This window comes from Jannaschia formosa (genome assembly GCF_003340555.1).
Classification (GTDB): domain Bacteria; phylum Pseudomonadota; class Alphaproteobacteria; order Rhodobacterales; family Rhodobacteraceae; genus Jannaschia; species Jannaschia formosa.
Map to the genome: position 1 here is coordinate 120,856 of NZ_QPLJ01000010.1, position 18,748 is coordinate 139,603.

The following is an 18,748-nucleotide window of genomic DNA, read 5'->3' on the forward strand; positions in this document are numbered from 1 at the left end:
AGGCATAGATTCCTGCACGGACGTTCCTGTTAGCAGACCCCACCTATGCCGAAAGGGGGAAATCGTCCTATATCAGGCTTCGAACCAGCGAGGCCGCCATGAACCACTTTCCCGTCTTCCTCGCCCTCGAGGGCCGCCGCGTTCTCGTCGCCGGCGGCGGCGAGGCCGCCATCGCCAAGCTGCGCCTTCTGCTGAAGACGACCGCCCGGATCACCGTCGTCGCCGAGGACCCCGCCCCGGAGATCGAGGCCTGGGCCGACGCCGGCAAGCTCACGCTGATCCGCCGCGCGCAGGAACCGGGGGACGCGCTCTGCTGCGTGATCGCCTACGCCGCGCACGAGGATCATTGCAAAGATATCAAGATGTTGCGTATGTCCACCGCCGACGGCGCGCTGGTCAACGTCGTCGACGACCTCGCCAACTCCCAGTTCATCACCCCCGCCATCGTGGACCGCGATCCCGTCACCATCGCCATCGGAACCGAGGGCGCGGCTCCGGTGCTGGCCCGCAAGATCAAGGCCGACCTGGAGGCGCGCCTGCCCGCGCAACTCGGGCTGCTGGCGAAGATCGGCAAGGGTTTCCGCAAGATGGCCGACGCCCTGCCGATGGGCGCCGCCCGCCGCCGCTTCTGGGCCGAGTACTACGACCAGACCGGTCCCCGCGCCGCCGAGCAGGGCGAGGATGCCATCCGCGAGGCACTCGACGATCTGCTCGCCACCCATCTCCGCGCCGAGGCCCGCCCCGGCCATGTCGACCTCGTCGGCGCCGGCCCGGGCGATCCGGAACTGCTGACGCTGAAGGCCCGCAAGGCCCTGCATGAGGCCGACGTGGTCATCCACGACCGGCTGGTCCCCCCGGCGATCCTGGAACTCGCCCGCCGCGAGGCGCTCCTCATCGACGCGGGGAAGGAGGGCTTCGGCCCCTCCATGGCGCAGCCTGAGATCGATGCGCTGATCGTGGAGCATGGGCTGAACGGCGCCCATGTCGTCCGCCTCAAGGGCGGCGACCCCACCATCTTCGGGCGTCTCGATGAAGAGATCGAGGCCCTTGATGAAGCTGGCCTTTCCTGGTCCGTGATCCCCGGCATCACCGCCGCCTCGGCCTCGGTCGCCGCCATCGGGCAAAGCCTGACGAAGCGCGGGCGCAACGGCTCCGTCCGCTACCTGACGGGCCACGACATGAAGGGCTTCGCCGATCAGGACTGGCGCGCGCTGGCCCAACCCGGAGAGGTCGCGGCGATCTACATGGGCAAGCGCGCAGCGCGCTGGATGCAGGGCCGGCTGATGATGCACGGCGCCGCCCCCGCAACGCCCGTCACCGTCGTCGTGAACGCGTCCCGCCCCGACCAGCGCATCGTTGAGGCGACCCTGGCCACCCTGCCCGACGCGCTGGACGGCGTGACCGGCCCCGCCCTTCTGCTCCACGGCCTCGCGCCCCGCCGCGCCGCCCGCATCCTCGAACAGGAGATCGCGCTATGAGCCGCCGTCCCTTCACCCCCAAGGTCGTCACCGCCAACCTGCTGGTCGAGGGCGACGTCGTCTACCTGTCCGCTGACGACCGCTGGGTTCCCGCGCTGCGCGACGCCGAGATCCAGGAGGACGAGGCCATCGCCGAGGCCCGGCTGCTCGACGCCTCGTCGCAGTCGGACACCGTAGTCGGCGTCTACCTCGCCGAGGTGAAGCACGGCCCCGACGGCCCCGAGCCGGTCCATTTCCGCGAGGCGTTCCGCGCCTCCGGCCCGACCAACTATCCCCACGGCAAAGCCCACGAGGCTCAGTGATGTATCAATACGACGATTTCGACCGCGCCTTCCTCGCCGAGCGCAACGCCCAGTTCCGCGCCCAGGTGGAGCGCCGCCTCGACGGCTCGCTGACTGAGGACGAGTTCAAGCCGCTGCGCCTGATGAACGGCGTCTACCTGCAACTGCACGCCTACATGCTGCGCGTGGCGATCCCCTACGGGACGCTTTCGGCCGACCAGATGCGGGTTCTGGCCGAGCTGGCGGAGCGTTGGGACAAGGGCTACGGCCATTTCACCACGCGCCAGAACATCCAGTACAACTGGCCGAAACTGCGGGACATTCCCGACATGCTCGACCGGCTGGGCGATGTCGGAATGCACGCCATCCAGACCTCGGGCAACACGATCCGCAACGTGACCGCCGACCATTTCGCCGGCGCCGCCGCCGACGAGATCGTCGACCCGCGCCCCTATGCCGAGCTGCTGCGGCAATGGTCCACCGACCATCCGGAGTTCCAGTTCCTGCCCCGCAAGTTCAAGATCGCCGTGACCGGGTCGCCCAACGACCGGGCCGTGACGAAGGCCCACGACATCGGCCTTGTCGCGAAGGAGCGGGACGGCGAGATCGGCTTCGAGGTCCTCGTCGGCGGCGGTCTCGGCCGCACGCCCATGGTCGGCAAGACCCTGCGGGAGTTCCTGCCGGTAGCCGACCTGCTGCCCTATTGCGAGGCCATCGTCGGCGTCTACAACCGCCTCGGCCGCCGCGACAACAAGTACAAGGCGCGCATCAAGATCACCGTCCACGAGACCGGGATCGAGGAGATCCGCAACCTCGTCGAGGCTCGCTTCGCGGAGTTGCGCCCCCTCTTCGACGGCAGCGACATGAACGCGCTCCGGCGGATCGAGGCGCAGTTCGCGCCCCCCGCCTTCCGCACGTCCTCGCAACTGCCCGAGCGGCTGGACCCGGCCCTGCAGGCCTGGATCGACACCAGCGTCACGGCGCACAAGCGCGCCGACCACGCCATCGTCACCATCTCGGTCAAGGCACATGGCGCGACGCCGGGCGACGCCTCGGCCGAGCAGATGCGGCTGATGGCCGACCTGGCCGAACGCTACGCCTATGGCGAGCTGCGCATCAGCCACGAGCAGAACGTGATCCTGCCCCATGTCCGCCGGGCCGACCTGCCCGCGATCTATGCGGCGCTCAACAAGGCCGGGCTGGGCACGGCGAATGTCGGGCTCGCCTCCGACATCATCGCCTGCCCCGGCATGGATTACTGCGCGCTGGCGACCGCCCGCTCGATCCCCGTGGCGCAGGGCATCGCCACCGCGCTGGAAGCCATCGAGCGCGATATCGGTGCGCTGAAGATCAAGATCTCGGGCTGCATCAACGCCTGCGGCCATCACCATGTCGGCCATATCGGCATCCTCGGGCTCGACCGCGCGGGGGTCGAGAACTACCAGATCACGCTGGGCGGCGACGGGACCGAGACCATGGCCGTCGGCGAACGGGCGGGTCCCGGCTTCGCCTACGACCAGATCGTCCCAGCCGTGGAGCGGCTGGTCCGTGCCTATCTCGACCTGCGCACCGACCCGTCCGAAACGTTCCTCGCGGCCTATCGCCGCCTCGGTGCCGCCCCGTTCAAGGCCGCGCTCTACCCCGACGAGGAGGCAGCCCATGCCGCTTGACGCCCATGCCCTGCTGACTGCCCGCGCGGCGCAGCTCAACGCCGACCTCGACGGCGCGTCCGCCGAGCGCATCCTCGACACCGCCCTTCGCGACGCGCGGCTGGGCGAGGTGGCGATGGTGTCGTCCTTCGGCGCGGACTCGGTCGTGCTGCTGCACCTGCTGGCGCAGATCGACCCGACGCGCCCGGTGCTGTTCCTCGAGACGGGGATGCTGTTTGCCGAGACGCTGGCCTATCAGCGCGAGGTGGCCGGTAGCCTCGGCCTGACCGACATCCGCGTCATCCGCCCCGACGCGGCCGACCTGTTCCTGCACGATGCCGACGGAGTGCTGCACCAGACCGACCAGGACGCCTGCTGCGCCATCCGCAAGGTCAAGCCGCTGGAGCTGGCGCTTCAGGATTTCGACACCTGGATCACCGGCCGCAAGCGCATCCACGGGGGCGCACGCGCCGAGATGCCGCTCTTCGAGGCGGACGGGAGCCATATCAAGATCAACCCGCTCGCCGCCTGGACCGGGGCCGATCTCGCCGCCTACATGGAGGCGCATGACCTGCCCCGGCATCCGCTGGTCGCGAAAGGCTTCACCTCCATCGGCTGCGCGCCCTGCACGACCTCGACCCTGCCGGGCGAGGACCCGCGCGCCGGGCGCTGGCGCGCCTCGGACAAGGCCGAATGCGGCATCCATTTCGACGGGGCCCGGATCTGGCCCGCCACGCGGAGCTGACCCCATGCCCATCGTCACCGATACCGGCTTCGCCGCCGACGACCTCAACGCGCGTTTCGTGCCCTCGGACGAGCTGCCCGCCAACGGGCCGCTGGCCGTGGACGTGGCGCCGGATGCCGATCTCGCGCCCGTGCTGGCGCAGTTGCAGGACCTGACCGCGATCCGCGTGGCCTTCCCCAGCTCCGCCGATGGGCGGGGCTTCACCATCGCGCGGCAGCTGCGCCGCGCGGGCTATGCCGGACGGCTGCGGGCCAAGGGCCATGTGCTGGCCGACCAGTACGCGATGGCCCGCCGCTGCGGCTTCGACGAGATCGAGATCGACGAGGCCCTCGCCGCGCGCCAACCCGAGGACCAGTGGCGCGCCCGCGCCGACTGGCAGGCGCATGACTACCAGTCGCGGCTCGGCCGCGCCCGGGCGTCCTGACGCCTTTCCCTGACCCACATCAAAGACTACACAGCCGGAGGGGCGCAGTCCTGCGTCCGAATTGCCCATGACCGAGCACCGCCCCGTGACCAAAGCCACCCCCGTCAACGCCACCCCCCAGCCCGTCCTGCCCGATGCCCAGACGGTGACCGAGGTGAAACACTGGACGGATCGCCTGTTCAGCTTCCGGGTGACGCGCCCCGCCTCCCTGCGCTTCCGCTCGGGCGAGTTCGTGATGATCGGCCTGATGGGCGACCCCGACCCGAAGACCGGCAGGCAGAAGCCGCTGTTGCGCGCCTATTCCATCGCCTCGCCTTCGTGGGACGACGAGCTGGAGTTCTATTCGATCAAGGTGCAGGACGGCCCGCTGACCTCGAAGCTGCAGCATATCCGGCCCGGCGACCAGATCATCCTGCGGCCGAAGCCCGTGGGAACGCTGGTCCATGACGCGCTGCTGCCCGGCAAGCGGCTGTGGTTCTTCGCCACCGGCACCGGCTTCGCGCCCTTCGCCTCGCTGCTGCGAGACCCCGAGACCTACGAGCGCTTCGATCAGGTCATCGTCACCCACACCGTCCGCGACGTGGCGGAGCTGGCTTATGGGCGCGAGCTGATCGAGGGTTTGCGGACGGACGAGACGATGCAGGAGCTTCTGGGTTCCGAGAACCTCGCCAAGCTGACCTACTACCCGACCACCACCCGCGAAGAGAGCCCGAAGATGGGCCGGATCACGACGCTGCTGGAGGACGGGACGCTGTTCCGCGACCTCGGGATCGAGGGCATCTCGCCCGAGACCGACCGCGCCATGGTCTGCGGCTCGCTGGGGCTCAACACCGACCTGAAGGCGATTCTTGAGGGCTTCGGCCTTGAAGAAGGCGCGAACTCGGAGCCGAAGCATTACGTGGTCGAGAAGGCCTTCGTCGGCTGACGGACCGGACCGCGCGACTAGCGCCCGGTCGCGCGCCCTGTCGAGGATGACGCCCGCCTGAGAGAGGCGGGTGTCGCGTCAGACCCACTCCACCTCGTCCCCCTCCGCGATCAGCCGGGAGACGAGATCGATCTCGGCCCGTCCCGCCGCCACCTCGGCATCGAGCGCCAGCTCGGCCGCCGCGACGAGCTTCAACCGCCCGATGACCGGATCCAGATCGGCGAAGGGCACCACCACCACGCCGTCGCGGTCGGCGACGATCATGTCGCCGGTCCCGACCCGGACCCCGCCGACCGTGACCGGCAGGCCCACCGTGCCCGGTCCGCGCGCGACCGGCGAGTTGGGCGAGAGCCCTCGCCCCCAGACCGGCAGGCCGACCAACTGAAGACCGTCCAGATCGCGCAGCGGTCCGTCGGTGACGAAGCCGGCCGCGCCGCGATTGGCCAGCATCCCCATCGCCCGGTCGCCCGCCGCCGCGCAACCGAGGAAGCCCTGCGCCTCGGCCACCACGACATCGCCAAGGCGCACGAAATGGATCGCCGCCAGCGTCGCCAGCAGGTCGCCGGGTCGGTTGCCCGCCGTCAGGGCCGGGCCGTGCACGCGATAGGGCAGCCCGGGCAGAGGTGCGATGCCGCCGCCCATGGCGCCGATGCCCCACATCGCGTCGGCGACGAAGCCGGTGGGCATGTCGGCGAAGGCGGCAATCTGCGCGTCGGTCGGGCGGCGCAGGTCGCGGGCGATGCGCAGGCGCTTGGGTTCTTCGATCATGGGACCTCCTCGTCTGCCGAGGATGCGGCGCGCGGCGCGTCCGGGCAAACGAAAAGGGGCCGCGCCCATGGCGCGGCCCCTGTGGCCGGTTTCGGCCGGGATCACTCGATCTCGAACTGGCGCCGGAGCGCGAGGATCGCGGCGTCGACGAATTCGGGATTGTCGCGCGCCTGCTCGAGAGCGGTCACAAGAGCGTTGCGCTGCACGGCGTCGAGTTCCTGGTCATTCTCGACATAGGCAAGGATCGCGTCGGCGTCGAAGGTCTCCGGCGTCAGCATCTCGGCCAGCGCGGCTTCGTCCCGCGGAATGTCGACCGTGTCGGTCCCCGCGTCGGCGGCGTCAGGCGCACCCTCGATCACCACCAGCTCGGTCGCGCCGTCTTCGGCCGGCGCCTCGTCTGCAGTCGCCCCCTCGATCACGACCGGCTCCGTCGCCGTACCGGTTGCCGGTGCCTCTTCGGCGGTCGCGTCCTCGATCACGACCGTCTCGGCCTCGGTGCCTTCGGCGGGCGCCTCCTCACCAGGCGCTCCGTCGATGATCACCAGCTCGGTCGCTCCATCCTCGGCAGGCGCCTCCTCGACCAGGGCCGCCCCGGCCGCAGCCTCCTCGGCGGGCTCCTCCTCGACCACGATTGCCGGGGTCCCGGGGTCAACGACGGTCTCGCCGGTCAGCTCGACCGCATCCTCGGTGGTCGAGGGGCCGGCTTCGACGAGGGGCGACGCACCCACGGTCGGACCCTCGGTCGTATCGCCCAGGACCTCCGCGCCCGTCTCCGGAAGCAGGGCCGCCTCCTCGCCGGGTTCCGGCGTGACCTCGACGACGTCACCGACGATGTCGCGCCCGACTCCTTCAACCGGATCGACCGTCGGCGTGAGTTCCTCCTCGACCACGGTCTCGGGATCGACCTCGACCTGCGGCACACCCTCGACCATCTCGGGGACCTCGCCCTCGGACATGCGGTCGATCACGATCCAGGCCAGGACTGCGACGACCAGGACGGCCAGACCGACGATTATATTGCGGGACATTTGCGGATCTCCTCGAAGAAGGTTGTGCAGTTGCGGCATAGCGCGCTCGGCGAACCAACGGAACAGCCAGAGCACGGGTTCCGCCTGACGTCGAAGCGCCTTGAAGAAAAGGCCCGAAACGGCTACCTTCCCGGCCTGTCAATCACGTGAAGGACCACGACCATCGCCCGCAGACCCCATAACGCGCCGCCCGCGCGCGACACTGGCCCCCGCATCAATGAACGCATCCGCGCCGTCGAGATCCGCCTGATCGGCGCCGATGGCGAGAACGTCGGGGTCGTCAGCCCCGCCCGCGCCCGGCAGATGGCCGAGGATGCCGGGCTCGACCTCGTCGAGATCAGCCCCAACGCCAATCCGCCGGTCTGCAAGATCATGGACTTCGGCAAGTTCAAGTACGAACAGCAGAAGAAAGAGGCCGAGGCGCGCAAGAAGCAGAAAACCATTGAGGTGAAGGAGGTGAAGTTCCGCCCCAACACCGACACGCATGACTACGACGTCAAGATGCGCAACGTGGTCAAGTTTCTGGAGCATGGGGACAAGGTGAAGATTACCCTGCGCTTCCGCGGCCGCGAGATGGCGCACCAGAATCTCGGGCGCGAGCTGCTGGAGCGGGTGGCCGAGGACACCAAGGAGATCGGCAAGGTCGAGAACTTCCCGAAGATGGAAGGCCGCCAGATGGTGATGATGATCGGGCCGTCGCAGCGCTGAGCCTGCGCGCCCCGTCCGCCCGTCGAAGCCCCGGCCCGCCGCCGGGGCTTTTTCACGGCCTGTCGCCGCGCAACATGTCTCCACCCGGTCGCCGCCCCGCGCAGGGGCGTCCTGCGGGCCGGAAGCCTCTGTCGACAAGTCGCCGGGCGACGGCTCCGGTATCTCGTCCGGCAGCCTGTCGTGCAGGCCGCTAATGCTGACCGGACAAAATCGTCCGACGCCTCAGAGCGGAATCACGATCTCCGCCTTCAGCCCGCCCAGCGTCTCGGACCGCCCCAGCCGCAGCGCCCCGCCATGAGCGCGCGCCACGTCGCGCACGATCGACAGGCCCAGCCCGACATTGCCGCGCGTATTGCTGCGCGCCCCGTCGAGCCGCGAGAAGGGCCGCACCGCCTCGTCGCGATCGGCCTCGGGGATGCCGGGCCCGTCATCCTCGACGGTGAAGGTGACAGCCTCTGCGGTCGCCGAGACCGAGGCGCGGGCGTGGGTCCCGTAGCTCAGCGCATTGCCCAGCAGGTTGCTCAGCGCGCGCACGACGCTTCCCGGCTGAAGCTCCACCGTGACGGGCCCGCCCGCGACCTCTACCTCGCCCGGGGCGCTGCGCACGGCATCGCGCAGCAGGTCCAGCGCATCGACAGGCTCCCGACGGGCGACGGCGTCCTCGTGGGCGAAGTCGAGGAAGGTGTCGATGATCCGCTCCATCGCGGCGACGTCGCGGGTCAGCTCCTCGACCTCGGGGCCGTCCATCATCGACAGCTCCAGCTTCATGCGGGTCAGCGGCGTGCGCAGGTCGTGGCTGACGCCGGACAGCAGCAGCGTCCGCTGCTCGATATGCCGCTCGATCCGCGTGCGCATGTCAAGGAAGGCGGTCCCAGCGGCCCGCACCTCGCGCGCACCGCTGGGCCGGTACTCGGCGGTCTGGCCGCGGCCGAAGGCTTCGGCAGCGCGGGCCAGCCGATGGATCGGCCGAATCTGGCCGCGCATGAACAGGAACGAGATCCCCGTCATCAGAAGCGCCACCGCCACCATCAGCACCAGCAGCTGGTGCGGGTTCGACGCCGAGACGCTGGAGCGCGAGAACTCCATCCAGGTCCCGTCCGGAAAGCCCAGCCGCACCCGCTTGCGCGTCGAGACGGCGTCGACCTTCACGCCCTCGAACAGCTGATGGAACCGGTCGCGCATCGCATGGGCCGACAGGTCGAACCGTGCGATCCGGCCCGGGACCGGGCCCTGCCCAAGCTCGATGTCCAGCGCCTCGGCCAGGCCGGGGCGCGCGCGGACAAGCTCCACCTCGCGGGCCATGTTGGTGGTCATCTGGACGGTGACGTCCTCGTAATGGCGTTGCAGGAACATCACCGCGACGGCAAGCTGCAGCACCACGATCGGCACGGTCAGGATCAGCGCCGCGCGCGCGTAGAAGCTGCGCGGCATGAAGGTGCGCGGGCTGAGCGGGAAGGAAGGGAAGGCGTCCATGGCCGACATCTATGACGGCGGGCAAGGCGGCGGAAGCGGGTTGAGGCGCGTGGTCGCGCCGAACCCCTCGCCGATGACCGAGGCGGGCACGAACGGCTATGTGCTGGGCCGGTCGGACGTCGTCGTGATCGACCCCGGGCCCGACGAAGCGCGCCACCGCGCGGCGCTGATCGCCGCCATTGCCGGACGCCCGGTGCGCGCGGTGATCGTGACCCATTCCCATCTCGACCATTCCCCCGGCGCCCGTCCCCTGGCCGATGCGCTGCGCGCGCCGGTCCTGGGCTTCGGCCCGTCCGCAGCCGGGCGCAGCGAGACGATGGACCGCCTCGCCGGGCTGGTCGGCGGCGGCGAGGGGGTCGACGTGGGATTCGCCCCCGACGACGTGCTGGCGGAGGGAGACCGGGTCGCCGGCGACGGCTGGACGCTCCGCGCGCTGCACACGCCGGGCCACATGGCCAACCACTTGTCCCTGCACTGGGAAGAGGCCGGCGAAACCTTCACCGGCGACACGGTCATGGGCTGGGCCTCGACGCTGATCTCGCCGCCCGACGGCGACCTCGGGCAGTTCATGGCCTCCCTCGACCGGCTGGAGGCGCTGGAGGCGCGCCGCTTCCACGCGGGCCACGGCGCCCCGGTCGAGGCCCCCTCCGCCCGCTGCCGCGCCCTGCGCGACCACCGGCTCGCGCGCGAGGCGGCGGTGCTGGACGCGCTCGCCACCCCGCACCGCATCCCGGAGCTGGTCGCCGCGATCTACACCGACACACCCCCTGCCCTCCACGCCGCCGCCGCCCGCAACGTGCTGGCCCATCTGGTGCATCTGGCCGAGACGGGCCGCGTCGCCGCCGCCCCGTCGCTCCATCCCGAGGCGGTCTGGCGCAGGCTCTGAAAAATGCCCATGCCCCCCTTGCGCCCCCCGCCCCGTCCCGCTAATCGACGCCTCGGTATTCCGGCGTAGCTCAGCGGTAGAGCAGTTGACTGTTAATCAATTGGTCGCAGGTTCGATCCCTGCCGCCGGAGCCACCAACCCACTGATTTTACCTCTTTTTTCTCCAGTATGCGCCGAGTGTGCGACGGGTTTCCCGAAATTGTGCTCAGAGTGTGCGTCACATCCGTTCGCCAATTTCGGCCACGGCCCGTCTCTGGGCCTCGGTATTGAGGTGTGCGTAGCGCTCGGTCATCCGCAGATCTCCATGGCCGAGCATGTCCCTCACCGGATCCACGTCTTGCAGAACTCCCGGACCTCCTTGTGGCGCATGCCGGTATAGACGAAGACCTCGAGCGCGACCCGCTGCCATCACTCCTGGGTCAGGGCCTTCTCGACGCGGTCGTACTCGTCCTCGGTCAGGTAGCGGGTGCGCTTCACCTCCTTAAGGTGGCGCTTCAAGATCATCCGGAACGGGTTGACGTCCGGGACCTGCCGCGACATCGTCTCCTGAGCCGTCGAGAAGATCGAGCTGCCCGTGGCGAGGTCGCGACGCAGCGAGGCGTCGCTGACCTGCTTGCGGAGGGTCACCATGAAGTTGCGCAGGGTGGCCCCGTCGATCTCGCCGAGCAGCAGGTTCCCGAGGAACGGGTCCAGCACCCGGAGCGAGTTCAGATACTGGTGCCGCGTCGCAGCACTCAGATCCGTCCGGTGTTCGAAGAAGTGGATCACTGCGTCTTTCCAGCTCGACTCAGCAGCGCGGCGTAGGCGGCGCTCGAGCTCTTCCCGGGCTGCGGCTTCATCGGTCTGCCCGAAGCTCTCGCGGACGATCTTGCCGGTCCGAGGCGATCATCCCGCCGCGTCGGAACGCCAAGCCGTGGAAGAAGGACAGCCCCGGCGCCCCAGGGCGCAACAAGGCCCTGCGCGCCATCAAGCGCCTCGGCCGGACGCTCTGGCGGAAGTGGTCCGGCTACCACCGACGAAGCCGCGTCGAGACCAAGATGAACTGCATGAAGCTGCTCGGCCAGAAGCTCATGGCCCGCGATTTCGACCGCCAGACCGCCGAGCTCCAAGTCCGCATCGCCATCCTCAACCGCTTCACCGCACTCGGCATCCCCGTCACGCAGCCCGTCGGCTGACGTCGGACGGGGAAAGGGGAAGTCTGACCTTCGAACGCTTCATGCAACAGCGCCTATCACAGTACCGAGAGGGGCGCTTCACGTTCACCGCCCAGCCGGCCTCCCGAAGGAGCGCTGTGATCCGCCGGTAACCGTAGCGCCCGTACTGAGACGCGAGCGCGATGATGTCCGCAGTCAGCGCGTCTTCATCGGCCCGCCCGCGCGGCACCTTCCGCTGGGTCGATCGGTGTTGGCCGAGCACCCGGCAGGCGACCCGTTCGGAAACGCCGAGCTTCTGTCGGATGTGATCGATGCAGGCCCGGCGGCGGGCGGGGCTCAGGAGTTTCCCGAAGCGGCCTCGCGCAGGATCAGCTTCTCGAGCGTGAGGTCCGACACGGCCTTCCGCAGCCGCTCGTTCTCCTTCTCCAGCTCCTTGAGCCGCTTCACCTGGTCGATCTTCAGGCCGCCATACTCCTTGCGCCACCGGTAGTACGTGAACTGGGGCACGCCGATCGCGCGAACCGCCTCGGCAACCGACCGGCCCTGCGACACCAAAACGTCGACCTGCCGGAGCTTCGCGACGATCTCCTCGGGCTTGTGCTTCCTCTGGGGCATCCCTTCGTCCTCCATCTGGCTCAAAAGCCTACTTCAGGGAGAAGCACTTTTTAGGGGGCAGGCCAGGACTTCGCCGCGGGGTGGATCGACTTCGGCAGCTTATTGAGAACGTTGGCTGTCTTGTGCAACCAACATCTTTGATGCCGCGTGTCCGGCCAAGCCTCGTCGAGCGCCTTCCAGAAGCCAAGGGCGCCGTCGCCGACGGCGATCTCGGGCGGCACCGCGAGGCGGCGGGCCTTCAGGTCGGCGAGCAGCTCGCGCCAGCTCTGCGCGCTCTCGCGGGCGCCAACCTGGAAACCCACGAGCTCCTTCTTTCCTTCTGGCTTGGCCCCGATTAGCGCGAGCATGCATTCGGCCGCGGGCTCCATATGGGCCTGAAGGTAGACCTCGTCCGCCCAGACGTAGACGTAGCGGCGCGCCGACAGGTCGCGATGCTGCCAACGGTCGTAGTCCTGCTGCCATCCGGCCGTCAGCCGCGTGTTCGCGTCGGGCGACAGGTTCGGAGGCTCGGGCCCGAGAAGCGCGGCAAGGGCCTCCTGGAAGTCCCCGGTCGAAACCCCGCGCAGATAGAGAACCGGCAGAAGCGCGTGAGGCTACGCGATCGCCGTGCCCAGCGGGGCAGGATCGAGGAGGTGAACTTGACCCGGGCACCGTCGCCGGCATTCGAAGCGCGGTCCCGGACCTTCGGCCGTCTGACCTCGAGCGCCCCGATCCCGGTCTGGAGCGACCGCTCGGGGCCGTGTCCGTGCCGCACTACCCGCCGGCGGCCATCCTCCAGCCGCGCGTCAGCGTGCCGCTCGAGGAATGCCTCTACCTCGGCTCCGAGCGCCGAGGCGAGCATCCGCCGCGCCCCCTCGCGCGCAATCTCGGTGATCGAGTCGTCCACCGCGCCGGGCTGGCGCAACGCGACGATGCTGCTATCTTCCATCATGGCGTATCGCTCCCTCTCGGAGGTCCTGGCACGCTTCATCACCCGCCGAGATACGCCGCCTGCTCAACCCACATCTCCCATCTTCGGCCATAGCTCCGGAGTCGCATGATCACTGTGCGGCACAAGCGGCAGTGCCACTGTCATGGCTGAGACTGGTCCGAGTCAGTCTTCCGGCAACAATAAGGCTGTTAACGAAGCGTTAAGTGTGCCTATTCTAGCGCATTCGACTTTGAAACAGACTTCATCATTTTTTTGGGGCTTGGAAATGTCAAACCTTCCCACTGTAAACGACGACTCACTCAACGGCGGCGTTGGTGCCGACTTCATAGACGGACTTTCCGGCAACGACATCATTTTCGGTTTCGGCGGCAACGACACCCTGGTCGGCGGTCCGGGTAACGACGACATCGACGGTGGTGAAGCCGACGACAGCCTCACGGGGGATCAGGGTTCCGACACGATCCTGGCTGGTCTGGGAAACGACTACCTTGACGGCGGCACGGAGGACGACTCGCTTATCGGCGGCGAGGGGTCCGACACGATTTTTGGCGGCGACGGCAACGACTTGATCGGAGACTATTCGAACGACGGCACGGACTCCATCGACGGCGGCGCGGGCAACGACACGATCAGGGATTTGTACGGCCAGAACACGATTCTGGGCGGCGATGGCGACGACTTCATCCAGGCGGCCTCGGGCCCATCCGTGGATGGCGGCGANGCGACGGCGACGACACTCTGCGCGGCAACAATGGCGACGACCTGCTGCAGGGCGACGCCGACAACGACCAGCTCTTCGGCGATGCCGGCAACGACACGCTGGAAGGCGGCTCTGGCGACGACGCGCTGGAAGGCGAGCGGGGCGACGACACCATCGACGGCGGCACCGAAGCGACGAGTGACGGCGACATCGCGGTCTTCAATGGCCCGCGGGGCAATTATTCGGTCATCGGGAGTTCGACCGGCCTGACCGTGGTCGACAATGTCGGGAGCGACGGAACGGATTTCGTCACCAATGTGGAGCGTCTGCGTTTCACCGACGGCGACGTGATCGTGGCAACCGGTCTGGTGGGCGCCAACATCGTCGGGACCGAACTCGACGATAATGGGCAGCCCGGAAATCCCGGCTCGCTGATCGGAACGATCCTGAACGACACGATCTCGGGCCTCGGCGGCGACGACAGCATCGCCGGGCTGGCCGGCATCGACATAATCGACGGTGACGACGGCAACGACACGATTGACGCGGGATCGGAAAACGACACGGTCTCAGCCGGTGCGGGCGACGACAGCGTGACCGGCGGCGCTGGCGACGACAGCATCGACATGGGAGACGGCAACGACATTGCCGTATTCGCAGGTCAGCAGGCCGACTACAGCGTGGTTGGAGACCGGATTTCGGTGACGGTCAGTGACCTCGACCCGCTGGTCGATGGGGACGACGGTACGGATATCATCACTGGTGCGCGCATCCTGAGATTCTCCGATGGCGATGTCTTCCTGAACGACGCGCCGAACCCAGATGCGGAGAACTACAGCACGAACGAGGATACGCAGATCACGATCCCGATCAGCGAACTTCTGGACGGGGATGTCGATCCGGACGGCGATCCGCTTTCGATCGTTCAGGTCGAAAACGCCACCAACGGAACTGCGGTCATCAACGGTGACAATGTCACATTCACGCCGACCGCCAACTTCAACGGGGCGGCCTCATTCGAGTACGTGGTGAGCGACGGTTTCGAAGTTGTCAGCCAGACGGTTTCGATCACGGTCGATCCGGTGAACGACGCGCCAGTGGTGGCTAGTGACAGTGTGACGACCGACGAGGACGTTCCGGTGACCGTTTCGGTGCTGGCCAACGACAGCGACGTGGACGGCGATACACTGAGGGTGAGCACCGTGGGAGCGAGTGCCTTTGGCACGCCGGTCATTAACCCGAACAACACGATTACCTTCACGCCTAATGCCAATTTCTCGGGGAGCACCTCCTTTTTCTACACTGTGATCGACGGGAACGGCGGCACGGATGTGGGTTCGGTTTTCGTATCCGTGAACGCAGTGAACGACGCGCCGGTGGGGGTGGACGATAGCTACACCACGACGTTCGAGACGACGCTGAGCATCGCGCCGGCGGGCGTGCTGGCAAACGACACGGACGTGGAAGGCGATGCGCTCAGCGCGGTCATCGACACCGACGTCTCCAACGGCAGCCTGACGCTGAACGGCGATGGCAGCTTTGAGTACATCCCTGATGCGGGCTTCTCCGGCACCGACAGTTTCACCTATTTCGCCAATGACGGCACCGAAAACGCTGCCGCCGCAGCCACGGTGACGATCACGGTGGCCGGCACAACCAACACTTCGCCGGTGGCGGCGGACGACAGCACGAGCATCGACGAAGACGCGGTGATGGTCGCGGCGAGCGTGCTGGCCAACGATACCGACGTCGACGGCGACACGCTGACTGCCGTCCTGAACACGGATGTGAGCGACGGCACGCTGGTCCTGAACTCCGACGGCACCTTTACCTACACGCCGGATGCGGACTTCAACGGCACCGACAGCTTCACCTACGTCGCCAATGACGGCACCGTGGACAGCGCGCCGGCGACAGTCACGATCACGGTGGACCCGGTCAACGATGCGCCGGTGGCGGCAGACGCCAGCGCGAGCGTCGACGAGGACGCGGTGCTGACGGGAGCGAGCGTGCTCGCCAACGACGTCGACGTCGACGGCGACACGCTGACTGCCGTCCTGAACACGGATGTCAGCAACGGTACGCTGGTCCTGAACTCCGACGGGACCTTCACCTATACCCCGAATGAGAACTTCAACGGCACCGACAGCTTCACCTACGTCGCCAATGACGGCACCGTGGACAGCGCGCCGGCGACAGTCACGATCACAGTGGACCCGGTCAACGATACGCCGGTGGCCAATGACGACGGCTACGCGGTCGACGACGGCGAGGTCCTGACGGTGGCCGCCGGCTTGGGCCTGCTGGCCAACGACACCGATGCGGATGGCGACCCGCTGCAGGTGCAGTCGATCACGGCGCCCACGAACGGGACGCTCGACATCGCGACGGACGGGTCGTTCACCTACACGCCGGATGCGGGCTTCGTGGGCCAGGAGGTGCTGACCTACACCATCACCGACGGCGCGGTGACGACGACGGCGGATGTGACGATCAGCGTCGAGAACGCGGCTCCGGTGGCCAACGACGACGGCTACGCGGTCGACGACGGCGAGGTGCTGACGGTGGCAGCGGGCGCGGGCCTGCTGGCCAACGACACCGACGCCGACGGCGACACGCTGACGGTGCAGTCGATCACGGCGCCCACGAACGGGACGCTGAACATCGCGACGGACGGGTCGTTCACCTACACGCCGGATGCGGGCTTCGTGGGTCAGGAGGTGCTGACCTACACGATCACGGACGGCGCGGAAACGGCCACGGGCGAGGTGACGATCAGCGTCGAGAACGACCCGCCGGTGGCCAATGACGACAGCTACTCGGTCGACGACGGCGAGGTGCTGACGGTGGCAGCGGGCGCGGGCCTGCTGGCCAACGACACCGACGCCGACGGCGACACGCTGACGGTGCAGTCGATCACGGCGCCCACGAACGGGACGCTGAACATCGCGACGGACGGGTCGTTCACCTACACGCCGGATGCGGGCTTCGTGGGTCAGGAGGTGCTGACCTACACGATCACGGACGGCGCGGAAACGGCCACAGGCGAGGTGACGATCAGCGTCGAGAACGACCCGCCGGTGGCCAACGACGACGGCTACGCGGTCGACGACGGCGAGGTGCTGACGGTAGCCGCCGGCTTGGGCCTGCTGGCCAACGACACCGATGCGGATGGCGACCCACTGCAGGTGCAGACGATCCTGGCGCCGACGAACGGGACGCTGAACATCGCGACGGACGGGTCGTTCACCTATACGCCGGATGCGGGCTTCGTGGGCCAGGAGGTGCTGACCTACACGATCACGGACGGCGCGGAAACGGCCACAGGCGAGGTGACGATCAGCGTGAACCCGGTGAACGCCCCGCCAGTCTTCACGTCGCCGGCGCTCTTCGCAATCGACGAGAACCTGATTGATGTCGGGGCGGTGACGGCGACCGACGGGGACGGGCCGGCCGCTCCGACCTTCTCCCTCGTCGGAAGCGACGATGATGCGCTGTTCGACATCGATGCGACCACCGGGCAGCTCTCGTTCATCGCCGCTCCGGATTTCGAAGCGCCAGGCGACGGGAACGCCGACAACGACTACGAGATCACCATCGCGGCCTCCGACGGTGTCGACGCAACGGAGCAGAGCGTCGTGGTGCGGGTCGCGGACGTGGACGAGGACGGGGGCGGCGACAAGATCGTCATCGAAGGGACTGCAGGGTTCGACCGGCTCATCGGCACCGACGCGGACGAGATCCTGCGTGGCCTCGGAGGGCCTATCGACGTGGTCGCTGGCGGAGGCGGAGCGGACTGCTTCGAGTTCTTCGACAGCGCCGGCCGCAATATCCTCCGCATCAACGACTTCGATGCGAGCGAGGGCGACGTCATCGACCTCGCCGGCGAGACGGTGGCGAGGACGCTCCAGGTCGGGACCGCGACCTATCTACTCTTGAGCGAATCGGACCGTGACATGATCATCCTCGACGGGGTCAGCGACCCCGGCGACCTCGCCTTCGTCTAAGCGTGTAAACATAGTTAGGACACTGTTATGCTACATTCGATTACGACCATCGCAGCAACGGCCCTCGTCGCCGCAGTTGCGGCCGCGACTTCCGCATCGGCCTCCCTCTTGCCGCACCCGCTTCAGCCGACCCCTTTCTTCCAGGGAACCGGTCAGGCTTCGGTCCTGCCCGATTCCTCCGGTGGGGATCCCAGCTTCAGCTTCTTGGGCGATGACTTCATTACCACCGTGGATGCCGTGGTCTCGCCCGCGGGTACCCTGTCGCCCCTCGGCGGGTTCATCTCCGGCTCCGGGCCCGTCTCCGGCTTGATCTCGGATATCGGCTTTTTGATCGATCCGGATCCCGCAGGTGAGGACATATTGCAGTTCCTCATCGACCCGGATGCATTGAGCGCTGTCACCAACCCCTTCGTCGCGATCATCACCGGCGAGTTCGGAGCCGACCCGAACACGCCCTTCTCGGCGTCGCTATTCGATCCTCAGGCATCGATCGAGCTCATCTCGGTCGTGCCATCCCCAGCATCCCTGGCCTTGCTCGTGGGTGGAATCGGAGTCTTCGGCGCCCTCGCGCGCCGTCGCCGCAGGATCAAGTCAGAAAAGCCGACCTCCTGACATGCTCGGACGCTCCGTGCCGTCCGGCCTTGCTCCGGCGGCACGGGAGCAGCACTGCGACACAATTTCATATATGGACCCCCCTCATTGCTCCACATCCCAATCTTGCTGGCGAATGCTGAGCCAGAGCCAACCGGGTGTGGACCTGCATGCGAAACCGACCCTCTCTGATGCGCCGCTCAAGACCAAGCACATGCTGAGTCTGTTGACCCACTGTTGTGGTGTTTGTCGGTTTTGAGTCTAAGAGCGCCTAACGAAACCGATCTGGGTCTCGTGGATTCACGAGGCATGAGACATGAACTTGTGAGTGACGAGATGTGGGCGGCGGTGGAGCCGTTGCTGCCCGAAGAGCCGCCCAAGCCGA

Annotated in this window: 14 protein-coding genes, 1 tRNA gene and 5 pseudogenes; 14 read left to right on the forward strand and 6 right to left on the reverse strand. The window is 67.6% G+C overall.

Features of this window, described 5'->3' with window-relative positions:
* Nucleotides 1–98: 98 nt before the first annotated feature.
* From cysG to DR046_RS12510, 6 genes are all read left to right on the forward strand, one after another.
* Nucleotides 99–1,478 carry a siroheme synthase CysG gene (gene cysG / locus DR046_RS12485; protein ID WP_115382720.1) on the forward strand — a complete coding sequence of 460 codons (1,380 nt, stop codon included), beginning with the start codon at nucleotides 99–101 and terminating at the stop codon, nucleotides 1,476–1,478.
* Nucleotides 1,475–1,780 carry a DUF2849 domain-containing protein gene (locus DR046_RS12490; RefSeq protein ID WP_115382721.1) on the forward strand — a complete coding sequence of 102 codons (306 nt, stop codon included), beginning with the start codon at nucleotides 1,475–1,477 and terminating at the stop codon, nucleotides 1,778–1,780. The genes cysG and DR046_RS12490 overlap by 4 nt, the downstream gene beginning before the upstream one ends.
* The gene (locus tag DR046_RS12495) at nucleotides 1,780–3,429 is read left to right on the forward strand and encodes a nitrite/sulfite reductase (RefSeq protein ID WP_115382722.1); all 1,650 of its coding nucleotides are present in this window, start codon (nucleotides 1,780–1,782) and stop codon (nucleotides 3,427–3,429) included. The genes DR046_RS12490 and DR046_RS12495 overlap by 1 nt, the downstream gene beginning before the upstream one ends.
* Complete coding sequence (locus DR046_RS12500) at nucleotides 3,419–4,153, forward strand: phosphoadenylyl-sulfate reductase (protein WP_115382723.1); 735 nt, start codon at nucleotides 3,419–3,421, stop codon at nucleotides 4,151–4,153. Before DR046_RS12495 ends, DR046_RS12500 begins: the two co-directional genes overlap by 11 nt.
* A 4-nt stretch (nucleotides 4,154–4,157) precedes the next feature.
* Nucleotides 4,158–4,577, forward strand: a complete 420-nt coding sequence (locus DR046_RS12505; RefSeq protein WP_115382724.1) for a DUF934 domain-containing protein — start codon at nucleotides 4,158–4,160, stop codon at nucleotides 4,575–4,577.
* A 67-nt stretch (nucleotides 4,578–4,644) separates the two neighbouring features.
* Nucleotides 4,645–5,502: a ferredoxin--NADP reductase gene (locus DR046_RS12510; protein WP_115382725.1), complete on the forward strand. Its 858-nt coding sequence runs from the start codon at nucleotides 4,645–4,647 to the stop codon at nucleotides 5,500–5,502.
* 78 nt (nucleotides 5,503–5,580) lie between these two features.
* Here DR046_RS12510 and DR046_RS12515 read toward each other — a convergent pair whose 3' ends face one another.
* Together DR046_RS12515 and DR046_RS12520 are read right to left on the reverse strand one after the other, a co-directional pair.
* Nucleotides 5,581–6,270: an RraA family protein gene (locus tag DR046_RS12515; protein ID WP_115382726.1), complete on the reverse strand. Its 690-nt coding sequence runs from the start codon at nucleotides 6,268–6,270 to the stop codon at nucleotides 5,581–5,583.
* Between the two features lie 101 nt (nucleotides 6,271–6,371).
* Nucleotides 6,372–7,298: a hypothetical protein gene (locus DR046_RS12520; protein ID WP_115382727.1), complete on the reverse strand. Its 927-nt coding sequence runs from the start codon at nucleotides 7,296–7,298 to the stop codon at nucleotides 6,372–6,374.
* 249 nt (nucleotides 7,299–7,547) lie between these two features.
* On the opposite strand from DR046_RS12520, the gene infC reads away from it, so the two are divergent.
* The gene (gene infC / locus DR046_RS12525) at nucleotides 7,548–8,006 is read left to right on the forward strand and encodes a translation initiation factor IF-3 (protein WP_442354851.1); all 459 of its coding nucleotides are present in this window, start codon (nucleotides 7,548–7,550) and stop codon (nucleotides 8,004–8,006) included.
* A gap of 222 nt (nucleotides 8,007–8,228) precedes the next feature.
* Here the strand turns inward: infC and DR046_RS12530 are convergent, their stop codons facing one another.
* Nucleotides 8,229–9,479, reverse strand: coding sequence for an ATP-binding protein (locus DR046_RS12530; RefSeq protein WP_115382729.1), 1,251 nt, complete (start codon nucleotides 9,477–9,479; stop codon nucleotides 8,229–8,231).
* On the opposite strand from DR046_RS12530, the gene DR046_RS12535 reads away from it, so the two are divergent.
* Together DR046_RS12535 and DR046_RS12540 are read left to right on the forward strand one after the other, a co-directional pair.
* A complete protein-coding gene (locus DR046_RS12535) occupies nucleotides 9,478–10,365 on the forward strand; it encodes an MBL fold metallo-hydrolase (RefSeq protein ID WP_115382730.1) in 888 nt (295 codons plus the stop codon). The genes DR046_RS12530 and DR046_RS12535 overlap by 2 nt on opposite strands.
* Nucleotides 10,366–10,424: 59 nt before the next feature.
* Nucleotides 10,425–10,499: transfer RNA gene (locus DR046_RS12540), tRNA-Asn, on the forward strand.
* A gap of 274 nt (nucleotides 10,500–10,773) precedes the next feature.
* On the opposite strand, the gene DR046_RS12545 is transcribed toward DR046_RS12540, so the two are convergent.
* Nucleotides 10,774–11,133 (reverse strand): site-specific integrase, encoded by a 360-nt coding sequence (locus tag DR046_RS12545; RefSeq protein ID WP_115382731.1) that lies wholly within the window; start codon nucleotides 11,131–11,133, stop codon nucleotides 10,774–10,776.
* Nucleotides 11,134–11,240: 107 nt separating this feature from the next.
* Between DR046_RS12545 and DR046_RS12550 the strand changes: the two are divergent.
* Nucleotides 11,241–11,540, forward strand: a pseudogene (locus tag DR046_RS12550) (transposase); the annotation flags it as partial.
* A 64-nt stretch (nucleotides 11,541–11,604) separates the two neighbouring features.
* Here DR046_RS12550 and DR046_RS12555 read toward each other — a convergent pair.
* A pseudogene (locus DR046_RS12555) lies at nucleotides 11,605–12,134 on the reverse strand (transposase); the annotation flags it as partial.
* A gap of 65 nt (nucleotides 12,135–12,199) precedes the next feature.
* Nucleotides 12,200–13,065, reverse strand: a pseudogene (locus tag DR046_RS12560) (IS256 family transposase); the annotation flags it as partial.
* Between the two features lie 265 nt (nucleotides 13,066–13,330).
* Between DR046_RS12560 and DR046_RS24845 the strand changes: the two are divergent.
* The 4 genes and pseudogenes from DR046_RS24845 to DR046_RS12575 all read left to right on the forward strand — a co-directional run.
* Nucleotides 13,331–13,738: pseudogene (locus DR046_RS24845) on the forward strand (calcium-binding protein); the annotation flags it as partial.
* 92 nt (nucleotides 13,739–13,830) lie between these two features.
* Nucleotides 13,831–13,908: pseudogene (locus DR046_RS24850) on the forward strand (calcium-binding protein); the annotation flags it as partial.
* 129 nt (nucleotides 13,909–14,037) lie between these two features.
* Complete coding sequence (locus DR046_RS12570) at nucleotides 14,038–17,772, forward strand: cadherin-like domain-containing protein (protein ID WP_115382733.1); 3,735 nt, start codon at nucleotides 14,038–14,040, stop codon at nucleotides 17,770–17,772.
* A 27-nt stretch (nucleotides 17,773–17,799) separates the two neighbouring features.
* On the forward strand, nucleotides 17,800–18,384 hold the full coding sequence (locus DR046_RS12575) for a VPLPA-CTERM sorting domain-containing protein (RefSeq protein WP_115382734.1): 585 nt from the start codon (nucleotides 17,800–17,802) through the stop codon (nucleotides 18,382–18,384).
* Nucleotides 18,385–18,748 lie beyond the last annotated feature (364 nt).